The sequence below is a fragment of the Herbidospora solisilvae genome (assembly GCF_009901565.1).
Classification (GTDB): domain Bacteria; phylum Actinomycetota; class Actinomycetes; order Streptosporangiales; family Streptosporangiaceae; genus Herbidospora; species Herbidospora solisilvae.
Genome location: NZ_WXEW01000005.1, coordinates 477,080 through 496,728 on the forward strand (window position 1 = coordinate 477,080; position 19,649 = coordinate 496,728).

General features: G+C 70.2%; 6 protein-coding genes. 4 read left to right on the forward strand and 2 right to left on the reverse strand.

From position 1 onward, the window contains the following. Positions 1 to 152 precede the first annotated feature (152 nt). Genes GT755_RS19090 through GT755_RS19105 form a run of 4 tightly spaced genes read left to right on the forward strand, consistent with a single transcriptional unit; the run spans position 153 to position 17,130 of the window. Positions 153 to 12,950 carry a Tc toxin subunit A-related protein gene (locus GT755_RS19090; RefSeq protein WP_161481022.1) on the forward strand — a complete coding sequence of 4,266 codons (12,798 nt, stop codon included), beginning with the start codon at positions 153 to 155 and terminating at the stop codon, positions 12,948 to 12,950. Positions 12,951 to 12,962: 12 nt separating this feature from the next. Further along, positions 12,963 to 14,627 carry a hypothetical protein gene (locus GT755_RS19095; RefSeq protein WP_161481023.1) on the forward strand — a complete coding sequence of 555 codons (1,665 nt, stop codon included), beginning with the start codon at positions 12,963 to 12,965 and terminating at the stop codon, positions 14,625 to 14,627. After that, positions 14,624 to 15,844 carry a hypothetical protein gene (locus GT755_RS19100; RefSeq protein WP_161481024.1) on the forward strand — a complete coding sequence of 407 codons (1,221 nt, stop codon included), beginning with the start codon at positions 14,624 to 14,626 and terminating at the stop codon, positions 15,842 to 15,844. The genes GT755_RS19095 and GT755_RS19100 overlap by 4 nt, the downstream gene beginning before the upstream one ends. A 17-nt stretch (positions 15,845 to 15,861) precedes the next feature. Then, positions 15,862 to 17,130, forward strand: a complete 1,269-nt coding sequence (locus GT755_RS19105; protein ID WP_161481025.1) for a hypothetical protein — start codon at positions 15,862 to 15,864, stop codon at positions 17,128 to 17,130. Here GT755_RS19105 and GT755_RS19110 read toward each other — a convergent pair. After that, the gene (locus GT755_RS19110; RefSeq protein WP_161481026.1) at positions 17,127 to 18,092 is read right to left on the reverse strand and encodes a hypothetical protein; all 966 of its coding nucleotides are present in this window, start codon (positions 18,090 to 18,092) and stop codon (positions 17,127 to 17,129) included. The genes GT755_RS19105 and GT755_RS19110 overlap by 4 nt on opposite strands. 22 nt (positions 18,093 to 18,114) lie before the next feature. Then, complete coding sequence (locus tag GT755_RS19115) at positions 18,115 to 19,608, reverse strand: hypothetical protein (protein WP_161481027.1); 1,494 nt, start codon at positions 19,606 to 19,608, stop codon at positions 18,115 to 18,117. Between the last annotated feature and the right edge of the window lie 41 nt (positions 19,609 to 19,649).

A 19,649-nucleotide genomic window follows, 5' to 3' on the forward strand; every position in this document is an offset into this window, starting at 1 on the left:
GCCGACATTTCCGGTCATGTCGCCCAGTCTCGCATCGCCCGACAAACCGAAGTGATTGAAGTTGTCACCGTTTCGGTAGATAGCTCTTCTTTGCCGGATCGGCGAGCATAAGGCGGCCGATTCGGGGGCCGTCGATGGAGGGGATTTCCCGCGTGCGTAGCGATGCTTCGATCCCGAGCTATGAACGACTCTTCGGAGAACTCGATCTGCGGACGGGAGACGAGGCGCGCTCGGTCTACTCGCCCGCGGCCTATCTGACCGATCTGCTCACCTTCCTGCAGGAGACCTTCCACGGTGACTCCGACGTGGGCTCGCTGCTGCGCCGCCGCCCCGGCATCGGGGAGATCCCGCTCGACGAGGAGAACACCACCACGACGGTGCCCTACCTCGACATCGTCAACGAGGTGCTGGAGGCGCTGGTCGGCGACGACCCCTACGAGAAGCTGGCCGACCGCGACTTCAAGCACCCGCTCGCGCTGCCGTTCTCGCTCGACGCGGCCCGGTTCACCACCTACCTGCGCCACCTGGGCGTCGACCCGGTCGAGTTCTACCGGCTGTTCGCCGCCACGGTCGACCGCGACCGGGTCACCCGCGACTACCTCGGGCTGACCGAGGCCGACGTCCACGTCATCACCACCCCGCGCACCGACGCGGCCGGACTGGCCGCCGCTTACGGGCTCGACGGCGAGCCGATCTCGGTGCTGCACGACGTCGAGCGTTTCCTGGAGGCCACCTCCCTCACCGGCGCGGAGCTGACCGAGCTCCTCTACGGCGACCCTGACCTGGAACGTTCCCTCTCGGGCACCTTCGTCCACCAGGGCGCCGTGGTCGAGGTCGGCGAAGACGGCCGGACGCTGGCGCTCCGCGACGGCGGCGCCGTGCCCGACATGTGGCTCGACCGGGCCCACCGTTTCATCCGGCTGGCGAAGAAGACCGGCCTGTCGTTCACCGACCTCGACCGGGTCGTCGGCGCCTTCACCTCGGTCCTGGAGGCCGAGACGTTACGCGCGGTGGCCGCCGCCGCCCATCTGCACCGCACCCACGACGTCCCGTTCGACCTGGTCGAGACGCTGACCACCCGCACCCTCCCGGCCGAGGTCGGCGACCTGCCGCGTCCGGCCGGTGACATCCTCGCCCCGCAGAACCGGACGTTCCGCCGCGAATTGGCACGTTCCATCGATATGGCCGAGTCGGAACTGGTCGAGACCGTCCGCCGGTTCCGCGACCGCTACGCCGGGCCGCTGGAGGAGAGCCCGTTCGACCGGGAGATCAGCCGGGCCTCGGTGGTCGTGCTCCACCGGGTGGCAAGGCTGACCGGGCACCTCGGGCTGTCGGTGGCCGAGCTGTTCGCCGTGCTGACCGCGCTGGAGAACGACCCCGCCATCGAGCGCCACTCGACCTTCCCGGTGCTGCCGGTGCTGAGGCCCGCGTCGGCCGACGTCCACCGGATGCTCGAACGCGACGACGACCCCGTCTCCTCGCTCTGGCTGGCCCAGACCCTCGTCGAGGTGGTGGCCTGGATGCGGTCGTGGGGGTTCGCGGGGGAGGACCTCACGGGCATCCTCGGCGAACCGGCCACGCCCGAGTCGGAGGCCGAGCAGGCCGAGGTCGTCGCCTCGATCGCCGACCAGTTCGCGGCCGTCGCGCTGACCCCGGAGGCGCTGGGCTCCGACCGGTTCGACGAGCGGGCCGGACGGGTGATCCACGAGGCCCTGGCGACCTATCGCGACGGCGTGGTCTCCCCGCACGACCCCCGCCTGCTGCGGCTCGACCCGGCGGCCGTCGCCACCGCCGCCTACCACGCGGTCGACCGGCTCGGCGTGCTGGCCGCGGGCGACTTCGAAGGGCTCGGGCTGGCCGACCGGCTGACGTCCAAGATCTTCGCCAACCTGGTGACCCGGGGCATCCTGCGGCCCGACGGCCTGCTCGCCACCGAAGACCTGCCCGACCGGCTCACGCTCGCCGGCGACTTCGCCGCCCACCGCGACGAGTTGTTCACCGTGATCGCCGGGCTGGAGAGCGCCTTCTACCCCTCCGACCTGGCGAGCGCGTTGCCGCAGCTGACCGAGGCCGAGCGGACCGAGCTCTACGACAACCTGGTCCACAACGGCCACCTCGGCGACGAGGGCGACCTCACCGACCCCGAGTTCTTCGCCGACCCGGCCAACGTGACCGAGTTCCGGGTCAACGCGCCGCTCGACGACGTGGCCCCCGCCGTGCTCGCGCTGCTGAAAGCCCGGGTGTCGGCCTACCGGGAGGCCAGGATCGCGCTCGACCCCGCCGCCTTCGCCGAGCTGAGGCTGACCGCCGAGCAGCTCGACTCGCTGGCCCAGAGCCTGCGCTTCAACGGCTTCGTCGACGCCGACCTGTGCTTCACCGACAAGGCGGCGCTCGCCGGGCTCGACGTCGCCGACTTCGGGATCGCGCTGGAGTTCTATCCCCTCCGCAGGGTCGTGCTCGACGCGATCAAGGCCCAGCTGGCCGCCGCCAAGGCCGAGATGCACCTGGTCACCCCCGAGGACTTCGCCGCCCTCGCCGACGAGGCCATGGCGGCCCGCGTCGTGCACCGGCTCGAAGGGCCGATCACCCGTGACGGGCGCATCCACGAGGAACTGCGCGGTGAGCTCGACGACGCCGAGGGCACCATCGACCTGGGCGAGGGCTTCACCGACGGAGACGGGGAACTGGTCTTCGAGCGGGTCGCGGCGCTGACACGGGCCCAGGCGCCCTACCGGATCGACCTGGACGCCCTGACCGAGCTGGGCTTCGACGACGACGAGCGGCCCCGGCTGGTCGAGATGCTGGTCGAGGCCGGGCACCTGACGCCGTCGCTGGCCGTCCCGGAGGCGCGGCTCGGCTACTTCCGGCAGGTCACCAGCGCGCTCGACTTCACCCTGCCGGGCGTCGACGACTACGCCAAAGACGTCTTCTTCGTGCTGCACGCCACCGCCAAGGAGCAGCTCGCCGCGATCGTCGAGATCGCCGCCACCCTCGGCGACCTCGCCGACCGTCAGCACCGCACGCTGCTCAACGTGCTCCAGGACGTCTTCGGGGTGTCCTCGCAGGTCGTCGAGGCCATCGGCGCGGCGGTCGCCCCCGGCGCGCTCGACGTGCTGGTCGCCCCGGCCGTCGCAGGACCCGCAGGGGGATCGGCAGGGCCCGACTTCCGCCGGGTCTACCGGCGGCTGCGCCGGTTCGCCCGGCTGGCGGCCAAGCTCGGCCTCGACGTCGACGAGGTCACCGTCGCCTTCCGCGACCAGGACCTGGCCGGGAAGTTCCCCGAGCCGCTGGCACTGCCGCGCGGCGTCGACCGCTTCGACGCCCTGCTGACCGGTCACGACGGCCTGATCCTGCTGTTCCGGGGCGGCTCCTACTGGACCTACTCCGCCGGTCACGAGCTCACCGACCAGCGGCCGAAGCCGCTCACCGAGTTGTCGCCCCGGTTCTCCGGGATGACCGCGATCGACGCCGCGTTCACCCGCGACGGCGCCGACTGGCTGATCGGCCGGGGCGACGACGGGAGGTCGCACGCCTTCACCCGCGCGAAGGGCGAGAAACGCTGGGCTCCCAAGGCTCAGACCTGGGGCGCGGTGCGCAACGGCTTCACGGCACCCAAGAAGATCGACGGCGCCTACGTCGACGCCGAGGGCCGCACCCACCTGTTCACCGGCGACCAGTACCTGCGCTACTCCGCCGACGGCCCGTTCACCGTGGCCGACGAGGGCTTCCCGAGGTCGATCGCCGAATGGTGGCAGGGCGACACCCCACTGCCCGAACGCTTCCGCGACGCCGTCGACGCCGTCTTCCACGGCCACGACGGCCGCACCCACGTCTTCTCCGGAGACCGGACCTTCGACGGCCGGCAGGAGCAGCCGATCACCGAACGCTGGGGCCTGATCCGCAACACCTTCGACGGCGCGACCCACGTCGACGCGGCCTACGCCGACGCGCAGGGCTACCTGCTGTTCGCCGGCAACCAGGTGATCCGCTACACCGACAACCCCGAGAACGACGAGGTCCGGGTCGCCGACGGCTATCCGCAGCGGATCGAGACCTGGTGGCCGGGCCTGCCGGTCAGGTTCGAGAGCGCCGTCGAGGCGGCGTTCGCGGTCGGCGACACCGTCCACCTGTTCAAAGACGGCCAGACCGTCTCGCTGCCCGGCGGCCAGACCCGCGCGACCGCCGACGTCTGGGGCGTGCCGAACGAGGCGCTGCCCGGTGGCCGGGTCGACGCCGCGTTCGTCGGACTCGACGGCAAGACCTACCTGTTCAGCGGTGACCGGTACATCCGCTACTCCTCGGCCGACTACTCGGTCGTCGACCCCGGCTACCCGAGGGCGATCGAGGGCGACTGGGGCGGGCTCGACCGGGTCGACGCCGCGTTCGTCATGGACGGCTCCGCCCACCTGTTCGGGCCGGTCGGCCTGATCCTCGACCTGCCCGCCGACTACGAGGCCGAGCTCGCCGACGGCAACTGCTCGCCCGCCCTGCGCCGCCGCCTCCAGGCCCACGGCGTCACCGTGGGCGCCACCGCGCCCGTGACCGGGGCGTCCCCGCAGTGGCAGGTCGTCGCCGAGGGGAACATCCGGCTGACCATCCGCCGGGTCGGCGACCGGATCAAGGTGTACGGCGACGACACCCCCTTCTACGTCCGCTACTCCACCCGCGACTACACCCGGCCCGACGAGGGCTATCCGAAGCCGCTGGCGGAGAACTGGCTGAACCTGCCCGACTCGTTCGGCTCGATCGACGCCGTCTTCACCGGCCGCGACAACGAGACCTGCCTGTTCAGCGGCGGTCACTTCGCCGTCTTCGACAACCGCCACCGCTGGTGGTCGGAGCCGAGGCCGCTGGGCGACCGGTGGGACAGCATCCCGTTCGAGACGGTCGACGCCGCCTTCGTCGGCAAGGACGGCAAGACCTACGTCTTCTCCGGCCCCGAGTACGTGCGCTACTCCACCGCCGACTACACCGAGATCGACGACCGCTATCCGGCGACGACGGCCAACTTCTGGGGCAACGTCGTCAACACGATCCAGCGCACCGGCCGGGTCGACGCCACGCTGGTCGTCGACGTGACCGAGAAGGCCGACGGGATCGAGTCGACGCACACCTACACCTATCTCTTCTCCGGCGCGCAGTACGTCCGCTACCGCGACCACGACTACGGCCACATCGAGTTCGGCTACCCGAAGGCGTTGTCGTCGCTGAGGTCGGAGCCGAGGCTGCAGGCGCTGACGGCCGACCTCGACGGCGTCGACGCGGCCTTCGCCGACGGGCGGACCGTCTACCTGTTCCGGGGCGACCGGTGGCACGCGGTGTCCGACTCGCTCACCCGCTCGTACCCGATTCCCGGCATCACGGCGGCCTACGTCGACCACGGCTCGGTCATGGTGCAGACCTCGGCCGGGTGGCGGCGGCAGCACGCCCTCGAAGGGCCCGCGTTCAGCGCCGAGACCCGGCCGCTCGCGCTGCGGGCCGTGCCGGCCGACTACCGGACCGGCCTCGACGCCGTGCTGACCGGGGCCGACGGCAACGTCTACCTGTTCAAGGGGCCGATGTGCTTCAACACGGCCATCGGCAAGGACTACCCGCTCGACGAGGAGTGGGGCCGCCCGCGCAACACCATCTACCAGGACAACGCGGTCGACGCCGCGTTCGTCGGCCGCGACGGGCGCACCTACCTCTTCTCCGGCGACCAGTTCGTCGTCTACGGCGACTCGCCCGACGTGATCGACGGCGAACCCCGGCTCATCGCCGACCACTGGGGCGGGCTGACCGGCGTGGCGCTGGCCTACTACCGCGACGGCAAGACCTACGTGTTCGAGCGGCCGGACGCGTCGGGCATGATGCGGCACCTCGTCTACTCCGGCGACGAGGGGGCGTACACCACCCCCGACCCCGGCTACCCGGCGCTGACCGACGAGACGTTCTGGAAGGCGCCCGACGGGTTCCCGATGCCCGACGCGGTGATCTTCGAGGGCGACACGATGGTGCTGCTCGCCGGGGAGCGCTGCGTGCAGTTCAGCGAGGCGACCGGGCTCTGGTCCTACCCCCGGCCGATCGAGCGGGTGTGGCGCGGCTTCTCCGTCGCGACCGGCGACCGGCTCCGGTCGGCGTTCACCGGCGCCGACGGCGCGACGTACTTCTTCTTCACCGAGACCTACACCCGCTACGCCGACCGCGCCTTCTCCGCGCCGGAGGAGATCCGGTCGCGGTGGGGCCGGTCGGTCAACCCGTTCGGCTCCCGCGTCGACGCGGCCGTGGTCTTCGGCGGGCACACCTACGTGTTCGGGGGAGCGCAGTACGTCCGCTACACCGGCGACGGATACCGCTACACCGACCCGGGTTACCCGAAGCCGATCTCCGTCGAACTGCGCCGGGAGGCGGCGTTCGCCGGGCTGCCGGAGGCGTTCGAGGACGCCGTGCTGGGCGGCCCCGTGACGGCGGCGGTGGCCCACGGCCGCACCGCGCATCTCGTCGTCGGCGACACCGTGTTCGCGGTGTCGACGGCGCTGACCGCGACCTACCCGCTCGGGCTGCTCGGCCGGGTCCGCAACACCGTGGCCGACCGGGGGAAGGTGGACGCCGCGCTGGTCCGGGACCGGCACACCTATCTGTTCTCCGGCGACCAGTACGTGCGCTACACCGGCGGCGACTACCTCTACATCGACGAGGGTTTCCCGCGCACGATCGCGGGCGACTGGGACCTGCCCGCCGACTTCCAGGACGGGGTGGACGCCGCGTTCCTGCGGGAGGGCGTCGTGCACTTCTTCAAGGGCGGCGAATTCGTCGCCGGGACCGTGCTCGGCGACGTCGCCGCGACGTTCGGGAAGATCCGCAACGACTTCGCCGACGGCTCGGTCGTCGACGCGGCGTTCGTCTCGGCGCGGGGCGAGCTGTACGTGTTCCGGGGCGCCCAGTACGTCCGCTACTCCACGGCCGAGCTGAAACACGCCGACGAGGGCTTCCCCCGCACGATCCGCGACGACTTCGGCGACCTGCCCCGCACGTTCGAAGAGGGCGTCACCGGCGCGTTCACGCTGGGCGAGGCCACCTACCTGGTCAAGCACGACGAATACGTGCGCTACTCCGGCCGTCTCGACGTGGTCGACCGCACCTTCCCGCAACTGTTCCGGCACCGCTGGTCGGACGCCGCCGACTACCGCCTCTCCGACGTCCACACGATCACCGAGTTCGCCGACCTGGCCCGCCGTCACAGCGGGCTGGCGGAACTGCTGGCCAAGGGCGCGGCGGAGCCGTACGAGAAGCTGGCCGAGATCTTCCCCTGGGACGTCGAGGAACTGCGCTGGGCCAAGCGCAACGCCGGCCTGATCACCGAGTTCCCGGCCGAGGACGAACGGTTCGAGATCGAGTTCCTGCTCAAGCTGGTGCGCCTCTTCGCGGTGGCCGCCAAGACCGGCGCCGGGCCCTCGAAGCTCCACGGCGCCACCGCCGACACCCTGGAGGCGCTGCTGCCCGAGGCCGTCGTGCCCCTCGCGCACGACGACCTCAACGTGCTGAAACGCGACGCGCTGGTCCCGGCGGTGCTGCACCTGCACCCCGAACTGGCCACCGCCGCCGAGATCTACGAGCACGCCCTCATCGACGTCGCGATGGGCAAGGAGGGCGTGACCTCGCGCATCCGCGAGGCCATCGCCGCCACCCAGCTCTACCTGCACCGCTACCTGCTCGACCTGGAGGAGCTGTCCTCCGAGGAGGACGTCAAGCCGAGGCTGCGCACCTGGTGGACGTGGCTGAAGAACTACCGGATCTGGGAGGCCAACCGGAAGGTCTTCCTCTACCCGGAGAACTACATCCGCCCCGAGCTGCGCGACACCAAGACCCCGGCGTTCAAGGAACTGGAGGACGACCTCCTCCAGGGCGAGATCACCGCCGAGTCGGTGCAGCGCGCCTACAAGCGCTACCTCGACGAGTACACCGAGGTCAGCCGCCTGGCCATCGCCGGCGCCTACGTCTACAGGGCCGACGACGACGCCGAGGGCACCCGCCAGCTCGTGCTGTTCGGCCGCACCCGCACCGAGCCGCGCCGGTGGTACTTCCGCGAGGCCGAGTTCCGCGACGGCGAGCGCCTGTCGGCGAGCTGGGAGCCGTGGTCGCGCGTCGACGTGCAGATCGAGGCCGAACAGGTGCACCCCGTGCACGCCTTCGGCCGGGTCTTCGTCTTCTGGACGATCGTCGAGTCGGTCGCCCCCGAAGACACCGGCAAGACCGTCATCACCACCACGACCAAGGGTGACGAGCAGAACGTCTCGGCCCCGCCGCCCAAGAAGCGGGTCAGGGTCTGCTACTCCTTCCAGAACCTCAACCGCGAGTGGGTCGCCCCGCAGACCCTCCCGGCGGGCGCCCTGCACGACGGCGTGATCGTCGTCGACGAACTGACGGTGCGGGCGTCGTCGACCGTGCCGGGCAAGGGCACCCACGACTCGATCGTGGTCTCCGCCGCCTACCGGGCCGCGGGCGTCGGTTTCACCACGTCACACGCGCTCACTCCCGAGTTGTACGCCCTCCCGATCGAGGCCCCGGCCGCCCTGCCCCGCCCGATCGAGCTCGGCAAGGTGTTCGCCGAGGCGGTCGGCGGCCTGATCCCGTTCAACATGCCGGCCGAGTCGACCGACGGTGCGTGGTTCAGCGTCGACCACAAGGGCGGCAGCTTCCTGGTCCGCCCGATCACCGCCGACCCCGGCGAGGACGCGCAGGTCCTGCCGCTGAAGGAGAACACCCACCGGCTGCCCGGCCAGGGCGGCGACCGGACCGGCGCGGCCCAGTGGACCAAGATCGACGCCGGGTTCCAGCGCGGGGACTCCCGTTACTACTTCAACGGCCCCGACTTCGTCGTCATCAAGCCCAGCGGCCCGATCCGCACCACCACGGAGAAGATCGCCGACCGGTGGGGCGACGTGGGCGACTCGGAACTGTCCCGGACCGGCCGGGTCGACGCGGTCCTGGTGCGCGACGGCCACTACTTCATCTTCACGGGCGCGGAGTACTACCGCTTCACCGGCCTCAACCGCATGGACCTCGGCTATCCGAAACTCATCAGGGACAACCCCGACGGCCTGCCCAAGTGGAACTCGATCAACGTCGCGTTCACGATGGGCGGCACCGAGTACTTCATCAACGGCTCCGATCTGATCACTCGCGACGTCGAGTCGGGCCTGTTCTCCACGCCCACCAAGGTGGCGAGCCAATGGGGCACCAAGTCGCGGGTGCAGGCCGCCCTCACGCGGGACACCACGCTCTTCCTGATCTTCGACTCCACGTACGCGAAGTACTCCGACGTCGGTCAGCACAGCCCCGACAAGGACTATCCGCGCGACCTCAAGGGCAACCCCGACCTGCTCCCCGGCGACCGCAAGATCAGGTCGGCGATCGACATGGCCGGCACCCCCTACTACTTCGGCGACGACACCTACACCACCGGCACCGACACCACGCCCCGGCCGACCCGGCCCCTCGGCCGTGTGTCGACCGGGCTCAACCTGGGCGCGTCGATCGACGTCGCCTACGTCGACGGCGACCACCTCTACCTGGTCAGCGGCCTGGAGCTGTTCCGCTACACGATGACCGGCAACGACATCCCGGCGGTCGCCGACGCGGGCTACCCGAAGACCCTGCCGCAGAAGATCGACGCGACCTTCAAACGCGGCGACCAGCGCTACGTCTTCGCCGGAGCCGACTACACGGCGATCCCGGCCGACAAGGAGCTCACCGCGATCAAGGACTTCGTCCCGATCGAGGGCAACTGGCGGTCGCTGCCGCCCGACTTCGTCGGCACCTACACCGGCGCCATGGACACCGACGCGGAGCTCATCCTGTTCCTCGGCGTCAACTTCGCCGTCAACCCGAAGGGCGGCGTGCTGGAGCGGCCCTACGAGTGGGCCTCGGTGCCGCACGAGATCGTCCGGCTCACCTCCAGCACCGCGTTCGAACTGAACCGCCGCCTGCTGGTCGGCGGCGTCCCGGCGCTGCTCGCGCCGGAGACCCAAGAGATCGACGAACTGCCCTCCTTCAGCACCTCCGACTCCGGCACCACCGTCATCAAGGTGCTCGACGACCTGGCGGGCGTGCCGGCCAGCAGCCACATCGACTTCCAGAGCGCCAACGGCCGCTACTACTGGGAGATCTTCTTCCACGCGCCGATGCTCATCGCCCAGGCGCTCAACGCGGCCCAGCGCTTCGAGGACGCCAAACGCTGGTACGAGTACGTCTTCGACCCCACCGAGCCGGAGCGTTACTGGCGCTTCCTGCCGTTCCTCGCGATCGACCTGCGGGCGCTCGTCGAGGGTTGCCGGATCGACCTGCGCAACCTGCCCGCGCAGGTGGGCGTGGACATGGCCCCGATCCTGGCCGACCTGGAGAGGCTGGCCCCGCTGTTCGACCACGCCCGCGCGTGCACCCCCGACGACCTGACCCTCCTCGACGGCCTGGCCGACCGGGTGCAGCCGTTCGCGACGCACGAGCGGCTCCGCGAGAAGGTCGGCATGATCGCCCGCCTGGACCGCCAGTACGACCTCATGGGCGACCGGGGCGCGCTGCTGAAGGCCTACCTCGACGACCCGTTCGACCCGCACGCCATCGCCGCGCTGCGGCCCACCGCCTACCGGCGGGCGGTCGTGATGGCCTACGTCGACAACCTGCTCGACTGGGGCGACCTGCTGTTCCGGCAGTACACGATGGAGTCGGTCGACGAGGCGCGGATGCTCTACATCCTCGCCTACGACCTGCTCGGCGACCGGCCGCAGGGCGTCGGGCGGCGGCGCCTGCCGGACGTGCGGTCCTACAAGCAGCTCGGTCAGGTCGAGGAGGACGACCCCTACGCCGAGCGGGTCACGGCGGGCGGCAGCCTGCTCGACGGCATGGGCGCCATCCACCGGGGCGTGGCCGACGGCTACTTCTTCATCCCCGGCAACGCCGTGCTCGGCGAGTACTGGGACCGCGTCGAAGACCGGCTGCGCAAGATCAGGGCCTCGCTCGACATCCTGGGCGTGAGCCGTCCGCTGCCGCTGTTCGAGCCGCCCGCCGACGTGATGGCGCTGGTCAGAGGGGCCGCCGCCGGGCTCACCCCCGACCAGGTCAGTGCCGGGCTGGCGGGGCCGGTGCCGCACTACCGGTTCGGCTTCCTGCACCGCAAGGCGCAGGACCTCGTCGACCGGCTGCGCGCCTTCGGCGGCGAACTGCTCAGCGTGCTCGAACGCCGCGACGCCGAGGAGCTGTCGATCCTGCAGAACCGGCAGGAGGCCGGCATCCGGCAGATGACCCGGGCCGTGCGCGAGGCGCAGGTCGAGGTGGCGACCGAGTACCTCGCCCAGATGGAGGCCTCCCGCGAGGCGGCCGAGGCGCGGCAGAAGTACTACGAGAAGCAGATCGCCGACGGGCTGACCTCGCTCCAGCGTTCGCAGCTCGACATCATGACGGCCGCCGCCGCCACCCACCTGACGGGCGCGGGCCTGAAGGTCGGCGCGGCCATCGCCTTCGCCGCCCCGCAGGTGCTGGCCGGTCCGTTCATCCTCGGCACGATGATCGGCGGCGAGCAGGTCGGCAAGGTCATGGAGACCGGCGCCGAGATCGCCGAGGCGCTCGGCGAGGGCCTCAGCGTGCTGGGTGAGCTCTACGGGGTGCGCGTCGAACAGGAACGCCAGGAAGACGAGTGGGCCTACCAGGTCATGCTCGCCAAGGCCGACCACCGCGAACTGGGCCACCAGGTCGCCTCGGCGCGGGCCCAGCTCGCGCAGGCCCAGCGCGACCTGGAGATCATCGACCAGGAGATCGCCGACCTGGAGGCGGTCGCCACCTTCCTCACGGGCAAGTTCACCAACGCCGAGCTCTACCAGTGGCAGGCCGGCCGCCTGGCCCAGATGTACTTCGCCGGCTACGGCCTCGCCCACGACATCGCGAAGGCGGCCGAACGCGCCTACCAGTACGAACAGGGCGTCAGCGACTCGTTCATCCAGCCCGTCTACTGGGAGAGCCGACGCTCGGGTCTGCTCGCCGGGGAGGCGCTCGGCGTCGCCCTCGAACGGCTCGGCCACGCCTATGTCTCCAACGACGAGCGGGGCTTCGAGATCACCAAGCGGATCTCGCTGCTCCAGCTCGACCCGCTGGCCGTGCTCAACCTGAAGAACGACGGCCGCTGCGAGTTCGCCCTCACCGAGGCGCTGTTCGACCGCGACTTCCCCGGCCACTACAAGCGCCGCATCAAGACCGTCTCGGTCGTCTTCGACGGTCCCGAGGGCCCGCTGGAGGTGAACGCCGTGCTCACCCAGACCGGGCACAAGACGGTGCTCACCCCCGACCCGAAGGCCGTGCGCTACCTGCTCGACGGCAAGGGCGACGCGCCCGCCTCGATCCGCTCCGACTGGCGGCCGAGCCAGCAGATCGCCCTGTCGGACACCGAGCAGCACCGCGACAACAACGGCCTGTTCGAGCTCCGTTTCGACGACGAGCGCTACCTCCCCTTCGAGGGCACCGGCGCGGTCTCGACGTGGAAGATGGAGGCCACCGGCCGCCGCCCGTGGGACCTGTTCGACGTGACGCTCCTGGTCAAGTACACCGCCGAACAGGGCGGCGACGTCTTCGCCAACGCGGTCAGGGGCATGCGCAAGCCGTACGCCGCGGCCCGCTACGTCGACGTCGCCGGGGAGTTCGCGAGCGAGTGGGAGGAGTTCACCGGCGGAGGTGACCTGGTGCTGCCGCTGACGCCGGAGATGTTCCCCGACATCGTCGGCGTCCAGCTCACCGGCCTGTACGCCCGCTACGAACTGGCCGACTGGGGTTCGGCCCGGCTCCTGCACGGCGGCCAGGTCGTCAACGACGGGACCATGCTCCGCATCCCCGGCCTGCGGGCCGAGGAGCTGACCTTCACCGCCGACGGCGACCGCGAGGCCCTGGTCAACGTGGGGCTCATCCTGACGTACCGCGCGATCTGATCGAGGCCGGACGTGAAGAAGAGGACGAACAAGAGGCAGAAGACGAGCTCGGCCCAGGATGTCCAGCCGAGCTCGTCGTTGCCGTCGGCATCCCAACCGCCGCAGCGGAAGTCCACCGCCACCAAGACCACACCCGCCCGCCTCTCCACCGGGACGGGCACGAAGGCGACTCCGCCCACGAAGCCGACCGCAGGTACGAAACGGAAGGAGTCCGACACCAGAAAGACGTCGTCCGAGGGCGCCCGCAAGAAACAGGCGACCGAAACCACCAGGGTCGCGCGTCCGGACCCGGTCATGGAAGACCTGACCTTCACTTATCCCGGCCTGAGCACGGTCAAGAAGGGTGGCGAAGGCGCCTTCATCGATGCGCGGCTCAAGCTGCTGAGTGGCAGCGATACCGACGACGGCACCGCCTTCGTGGCCGCACACGGCAAGGACGATCCCGGTGCCGTCGAATGGCTCATGCGCGCGGTGTGCGTCTTCTCGGAGAACGCCGAGGTCATGATCGAAGCGGGTATGACGTTCGGCCCGGTCATCCCCCGCCTCCTCAAGCAGGCCACGCATCCGGGCCGGAAGCCCTTCGACGCTCTGAGCAGGGACCTCGAGAAGCAGGCGCTCCAGGTCAGCGGATGGACCAAGGGGATCCTCCTCTGGAATCTGAAGCCCCCGTCGCCGGAATCACTGGAGAAGCTGCAGAGCATCTACTACTCGAAATCTCGTGCCACGACCACGACCACGACCATGGCTCTCGACGTGCCCCAGATCGGCCCTCTCGACAAGGCAGTGCTCCGCACGCAGTTGTGGACCAGCCTCGAAGAACTCCTCGACAACCACAACAAGGGCTGGGCGCAGACCGAAGAACGCTCCATCCGGGAGATCAGGCTGGTCGCGAACGTCATCCAGGACGTTGTGGAACTCGCCTTCGGCAAGTTCGTCCTGGCGAGACCCGACAGCCCCTACCACTCCGGGTTCAAATACTCCGACAAGATCGTCAGCACCACGAGCCGAGACGTGAGCCCGAAGGCGCTGAAGAACTTCCTGAAGAACCGTTCGGACGTCGTCGGCAACGACAAGAACTCGGCCGTGTACGAAAAGGCGAACTATGACCCCGGACGCCGCGAAGACGTCGAGGCCCGGGACGCGATCTTGGACGAAATGGTCAAATCCAGTGCGTTACGGAAGAAGGTGGTCAGGGCGGTCCAGACGAACGGGGCGCACAGTCCCGGCACGGGCACCATCTACGTCCAGCCCTTCATCTCGACGCAGGGCAAGAAAACCGACGAGCTCTGGCAGCAGTCCCGCACCATGATGCACGAGTTCCTGCACTTCCTCACGCACCCGCAGTTCAGGAAGGTGGCGGGGAGCATCGACCAGCGGCAGGTCATGATCGAGGGCGTCACCGACCTGCTCACCGCCCTGATGTTCCGCAGGTTCGTCGACATCGTGCGCCAGGCTCCGGCCCTCACCCGAATAGTCCTGGGCGGCCTGCCCTTCGCGGCGCCGCCCGAGCGTCTGTTCCAGGTGGGCTACCGCAGTGCGGGAACCAAAGCGGGGCAGATCTTCGACGAGGTCGGGTTCGAGAACATCGAGGCGGCCTACTTCCTCGGGGCCACGACGTACATCGGCGTGGAAAAGAAGAAGAAGGAGAAGAAGACCGAGGAGATGGAGGTCCTGTGAGCCTCAGGAAGACCAAACGCGACGCGCTCGCGGAGGGCCCCACGCTCGACGACCGGCTCGCCGCCGAGGACGTCGAGCAGCTGTTCCGCGACCTGGAGTCGCAGGTACGCGGGGACGACACCGGCTACCCGTCCCGCTGGGGCGACGTGGCGGACGCCGACCCGGCCGAACGGCGATGGGTCGTGCACGGTCTCGACCTGCTGGCCCGCAACGCCGACGGCGCCGGTCCCGGTTTCTCCGGACCCCGGGCGGCCTCCCTGATCGTCGACCGGGCCCGATGGCGGCGCTTCGAACCGGGCGCGCCGCGCTTCGAGGAGGAGGTCATGTCGGTCAGCGGCTGGCTGGAGGCGGCCCTCACGTCCTCCCTCGCCCTGCCCGGCGCCGCCGCGCTGACCCGGCTGGCGGAGATCCACGGCCGCGCCCCGTCCGGTGGGGTGTTCGACGCGGCGGCGCTGACCACATCGGTGCTGCCGGGGCTGAAGGCCGAACTCGCCGGGGAGTCGCTCTGGTGGGAGGCCTCGTCCGAACCGGAGGACCTGTCGTGGATGGAGTCGGTCGCCGCGTCCATCCAGCGGTTCGTCCGTGATCAGGGGCCGTCGTTCCCCACGGCCAACGTCGCGGGCCCGCTGTACGACGGCTTCGACTACGCCGCGAGCGTCATCGACGCCCGCGCGGCCGACGACGACGAGGACGCCCGGCTGGCCTTCCTGCGGCGGCGCGCCCACCTGACCGGCGCCCTCTATTCGGCCGGATACGACCACGCCCGGCCCGATCACCGGGAAAGCCTCGACGACCTGCTCGACGGATGGCTCGCCGACGACCCTGAACTCGACGACCTGGCCGGCCTCCTGCTCGGGAACTCGCCGTCCCACGAGGCGGGGGAGCGCACCTACGTCCACCTGCCGGCCCACGTGCCCACCGGGGCGTGGGGGCCGAGGGAGTCGTGGCGGCCCCACCTCCACGCGCTGATGGTGCACGAGTTCGTCCACGTCCTGGCCCACCCCGACTTCACCGAGGCGACAGAGGCCGCCGCCCGCGGCCCGCTCCTGGCGGAGGGGATCGCCGACCTGCTCACCGCCGACCTCCTCGACGCCCTGACGCCCGGTCAGGTGTGGACCATCCACGGGTCGGCAGCGGAGATCCGCGACCTGGCCGGGGCCGACCAGGTGAAAGCGGCCTACTACCTCGGCCGCGTCGACTTCATCGGTCTCGACTAGGAGAGAGCTGGACCTGCGTGTTCAACAAGAAGAAGTCGAAGAAGAAGCAGAAGGCCCCGGCGCGCCCCACCCAGGGCCCGCCGGTCCAGGCCCCGGCCAACCAGGTCGCGTGGAACCGCACCGTTCCGGCTCCCGCCTTCGACGGCCCCGCCCATGACTTCATCCAGCGCCGCCCGACGCCCAGGATCCCCGTGGAGATCCCCGCGGACATCGAGTTCGACGTCGACTTCGACCTCGAAAGGGATCTCTCCTCCGACGCCGACGGCGGCCCGATCGACGAGTTCACCCTCGGCCTCGACGCCGATTTCGACACCGGCTTCGACACCGACGTCGCCCCCGTCGAGACCGTCCCCCAGATCACGACGACCACGACCCGGCCCACCCTGACCTCGGCACGGGCGCGCTCCCCTCGCGGCTCGCTCGACGACGAGACGCGGGTGAAACTCGACTACCTGCGTGACCTCGACTTCTTCCACACCCTGTGGGAGTACTTCTACGACCCGCGGACCGGAGAGATCCGGCCGGACCGCAACCCCAAGCGGGTCTACGGCCTGATGAGCGCCGACCTGACCGACCAGACCTATCTGGCCACGCCCATCGATCCCGCCGAGGTCCAGGAGTTCGTCGACCTCGGCGTCCAGAGCACCGTCTACTTCTGCGCGCCCCAGGAGTACGAAGGCGACCTGGAGACCGCGCTCATTCTGGGCGACTACCTCCATGTGATGAACACCGTCGTCTTCTTCAAGGAGGCCGACCTCCACCGGCGGATGCGGCGTCTGGTCGTCAACGTGCGGTCACAACAGACCGCCCTGCTCCTGGCCAAGAAGTTGTCCCTGGTCTTCGCCGACGGGGAGATCGGCGCCAACTTCGTCAAGTTCAAGGTGCTCCTCCAGTCCACCAAGACCGACGACCCGCCCAAATACGACAAGCTGGTGCTCTACTACCTCGTCGGCGACGACCCCGGCGACCGCTCCGACGTCGTCGGGAGCAGGCTCCTGGCCAAGGTCAGGGACGGCGTCCCGCCCGGTGAGGGCGAGATGAACATGAGTCCCTTCTACTCCCGGGTGGCCTATTTCGTGGGGTGGGCGGAGGAGCCCAAGCACAACATGCCAGGCGGCCCGACGGACGACAGCTTCACCCAGAGCCGCGCCAGGATCGTCCAGTCGGTGATCGAGAACACTCCTGTGGTGGGCACCCCGAAGGAGCTGGCGGTAAAGGTGTACCAGGCCATCGAGAACGCCGGGCTCCCGTGGAAGTCCCCGCACCGCCACGAGGATCCCAGCTAGAGGCCGAGGTACTCGGTCCGGCCGAAGAAGAACGCCACCTTCAGCCGGTCGGACCCGAGCTCCTCCAGCAGCGCCGCCGCCGGGCCGTCGCCGGGCGGGGCGCCCTCGCCGTATTCGGCGGTGAACAGGGCGACCAGGTCCTCCTCCAGCCGTCCGGCCCGCTCGCGGAACCCCGGATGGGCCAGCACGTGGAGGAAGGCGTGGGTCAGCAGGGCCCGGTCCGCCGCCGGGACGAAGACCTCCCGCCCCGGGCCGTGGGAGGCGTCCCGGGTGATCAGCCGCCCGACCCGGCCGGCCAGGCCGGGGTCGGAGTCGAGCACGGCCGGGTCGCCGCCGAGCATGGTCACATAGGCGGCCCGCGCCGCCGCGCCGCCGGGCAGCTCGACGGAGTCGCGGACGCGGGAGCCCAGGTCGTAACCGTCGTAGAGCGGGCCCTCGTAGCGGTTGCCGGGGAACTCGGCCCGGAGCGCGGCCTGCACGACGGCGCCCAGGTCGGCGGCGGCCAGCGGGTCGAGCCGGCCTTCGGGGGCGGCGGCGAGGCGGCGGTCGACCTCCTCGGAGATCCACTCATGGCCGGCCGGTACGACGGACAGATCGGCGGGCTCCGGCACGGTGAGCGTGGCGGGGAAGACCGCCTCGGTCCAGCCGCTCACCGCCAGCACCTCGCGCTCGAAGGCGGCCTCGCCCGGTTCGGCGGTGTGGCGGCGGGCGTGGCCGACCAGCCGGGCCACGGCGGGTGTGCGCTGGTAGTCGCCCGGGTTGCGGGTCAGCAGGTGGAGGGCGTGGATCAGCCAGGCCTGCTGGGGCAGGGACATGGCGGCGACGTCGATCCAGTGGGAGCCGAACGGGCCCTGGCCCAGCAGTTCGGCCTCCAGCGACCGGAACGCCGCCTCGGCGCCGTCGCGCAGTCGCTCGGCCAGGCTCGGGGGCTCGGTGCCGCGCTTGGTCTTGGTCAGCGCCATCTGCGGTCCTCGGGGGGTGGGATCACTGCGGGTCCATGATCGCCAGGCGTCTGACGTCGCCGAGGAAGTAGCCGATCGCCACGTTGCCCCGGCCGAGCACCTTGGTGATCTGCTGTGCGTCGGCGCCGTCCTGGCCGTAGCCGACCTTGAGGTAGGCGTCGGGGGCGGGCGTCCACGGCGTGCCGGGGCCGAGGATCAGGTCCCGCACCTCCTGGTCGGCGGCGGCGCGGTCGGACAGCCGCTGCAGCACCAACGCGGTGAACACCTCGACGAAGCCCTCCTTGAGGATCTGCGGCTGGTGGACGTGCTGGGCGGCGTCGACCACATTGGGGTGGGTGATCCGGTGCATGAACTCGTGGATCATGGTGCGCGTCATCCGCCACCGCCACTCCGCCCGTGACTGCACGGCCGGGTTCGGATAGCAGGGCAGCAGGTAGGTCATGCCGTCGGCCGCCGCGTGTTGCGGCGTGTGGTTGATCAGCCGGCCCACCTTCCGGGCGAAGTCGGCGTCGCTCAGCAGGTCGGCGTAGATCTGCCGGAGCGCCTCCTGGTCGGCCGTCCGGCCCGGGTGGTAGTTCGCCGCCGTCATGGGCGCCTCGTAGGCGGGGTCGCGCCCGACGCGGGTGCCCCGGTTCTCCATCCAGCCGAGCAGTCCGTCGTGGTCGACGGTCACCTCCTCGGAACTGGTCAGACAACCCGAGTAGGGGACGCCGTAGAGGGGACCGTCGGCGTATGCCAGCGGGAAGGGGGCCAGCACTTCGCAGACGAATCTCTCCAGGAAGTCGGCGATGCGCCGTATCTCGGTGAAGTCGACCCGTTCGAGCCGCTCGCCGGGTGGTGGGTCCCACGGCCTGAGCTGCTGGTCGAGCACCCTGGTCAGGGCCTTTCGCAGCCCGGCGCGCAGCAGCTCCGGGTCCAGGGGCCCGATGACCTGCGGCCGGCCCGGCAGCCCGCCCGGGAAGTAGAGCCTGTTGAGCGCCGTGAGAATCTGCGGCCTCACCGCCATCGGGACGGCGCACAACGAGGCCTGCATCCAGCCGCCGCACAACACGACCTCGTTGACGAACCCGTCGCCGGGCGTGCCCGGCGGAGTGAGCACACCGCGCCGGACCACCTTGATCAGCCGCCGCACGACCGTGGGCAGGTCGACGCCCAGCTCGGTCAGCTTCCCGGCGTTCGCGCCGTAGATCGTCAACGCCCGCACCAGCCATGCCAGCTGGCTCGGGGTGAACGTCTCCGCCAGCCGCTGGCCGAGGTCGGCGTTGGTCTGGCCGAGCGCCGCGCAGAGCTGCTGGAGAGAGCCGGCCATCCCGACGCGGTTCAGCAGCGCCGAGGTGTTCCGGTAGTCGATCCGGACGACGATCGAGGTGCCGGGGTAGGCGTGGTCACGCGTCGCCTGCTCCAGCACGGGCAGCGGGTCGATCTCCTGGATCTCGATCGTCTCGGCGGGCGCCTCGAAGTAGACCGGCTGCGGTTCGCTCCTGCCGACCGGCGAGCGGCTGCGGGACTTCCTCATGCAGGACCGTTCCAAACCCATGGGGAGACGGCTGTGATCTT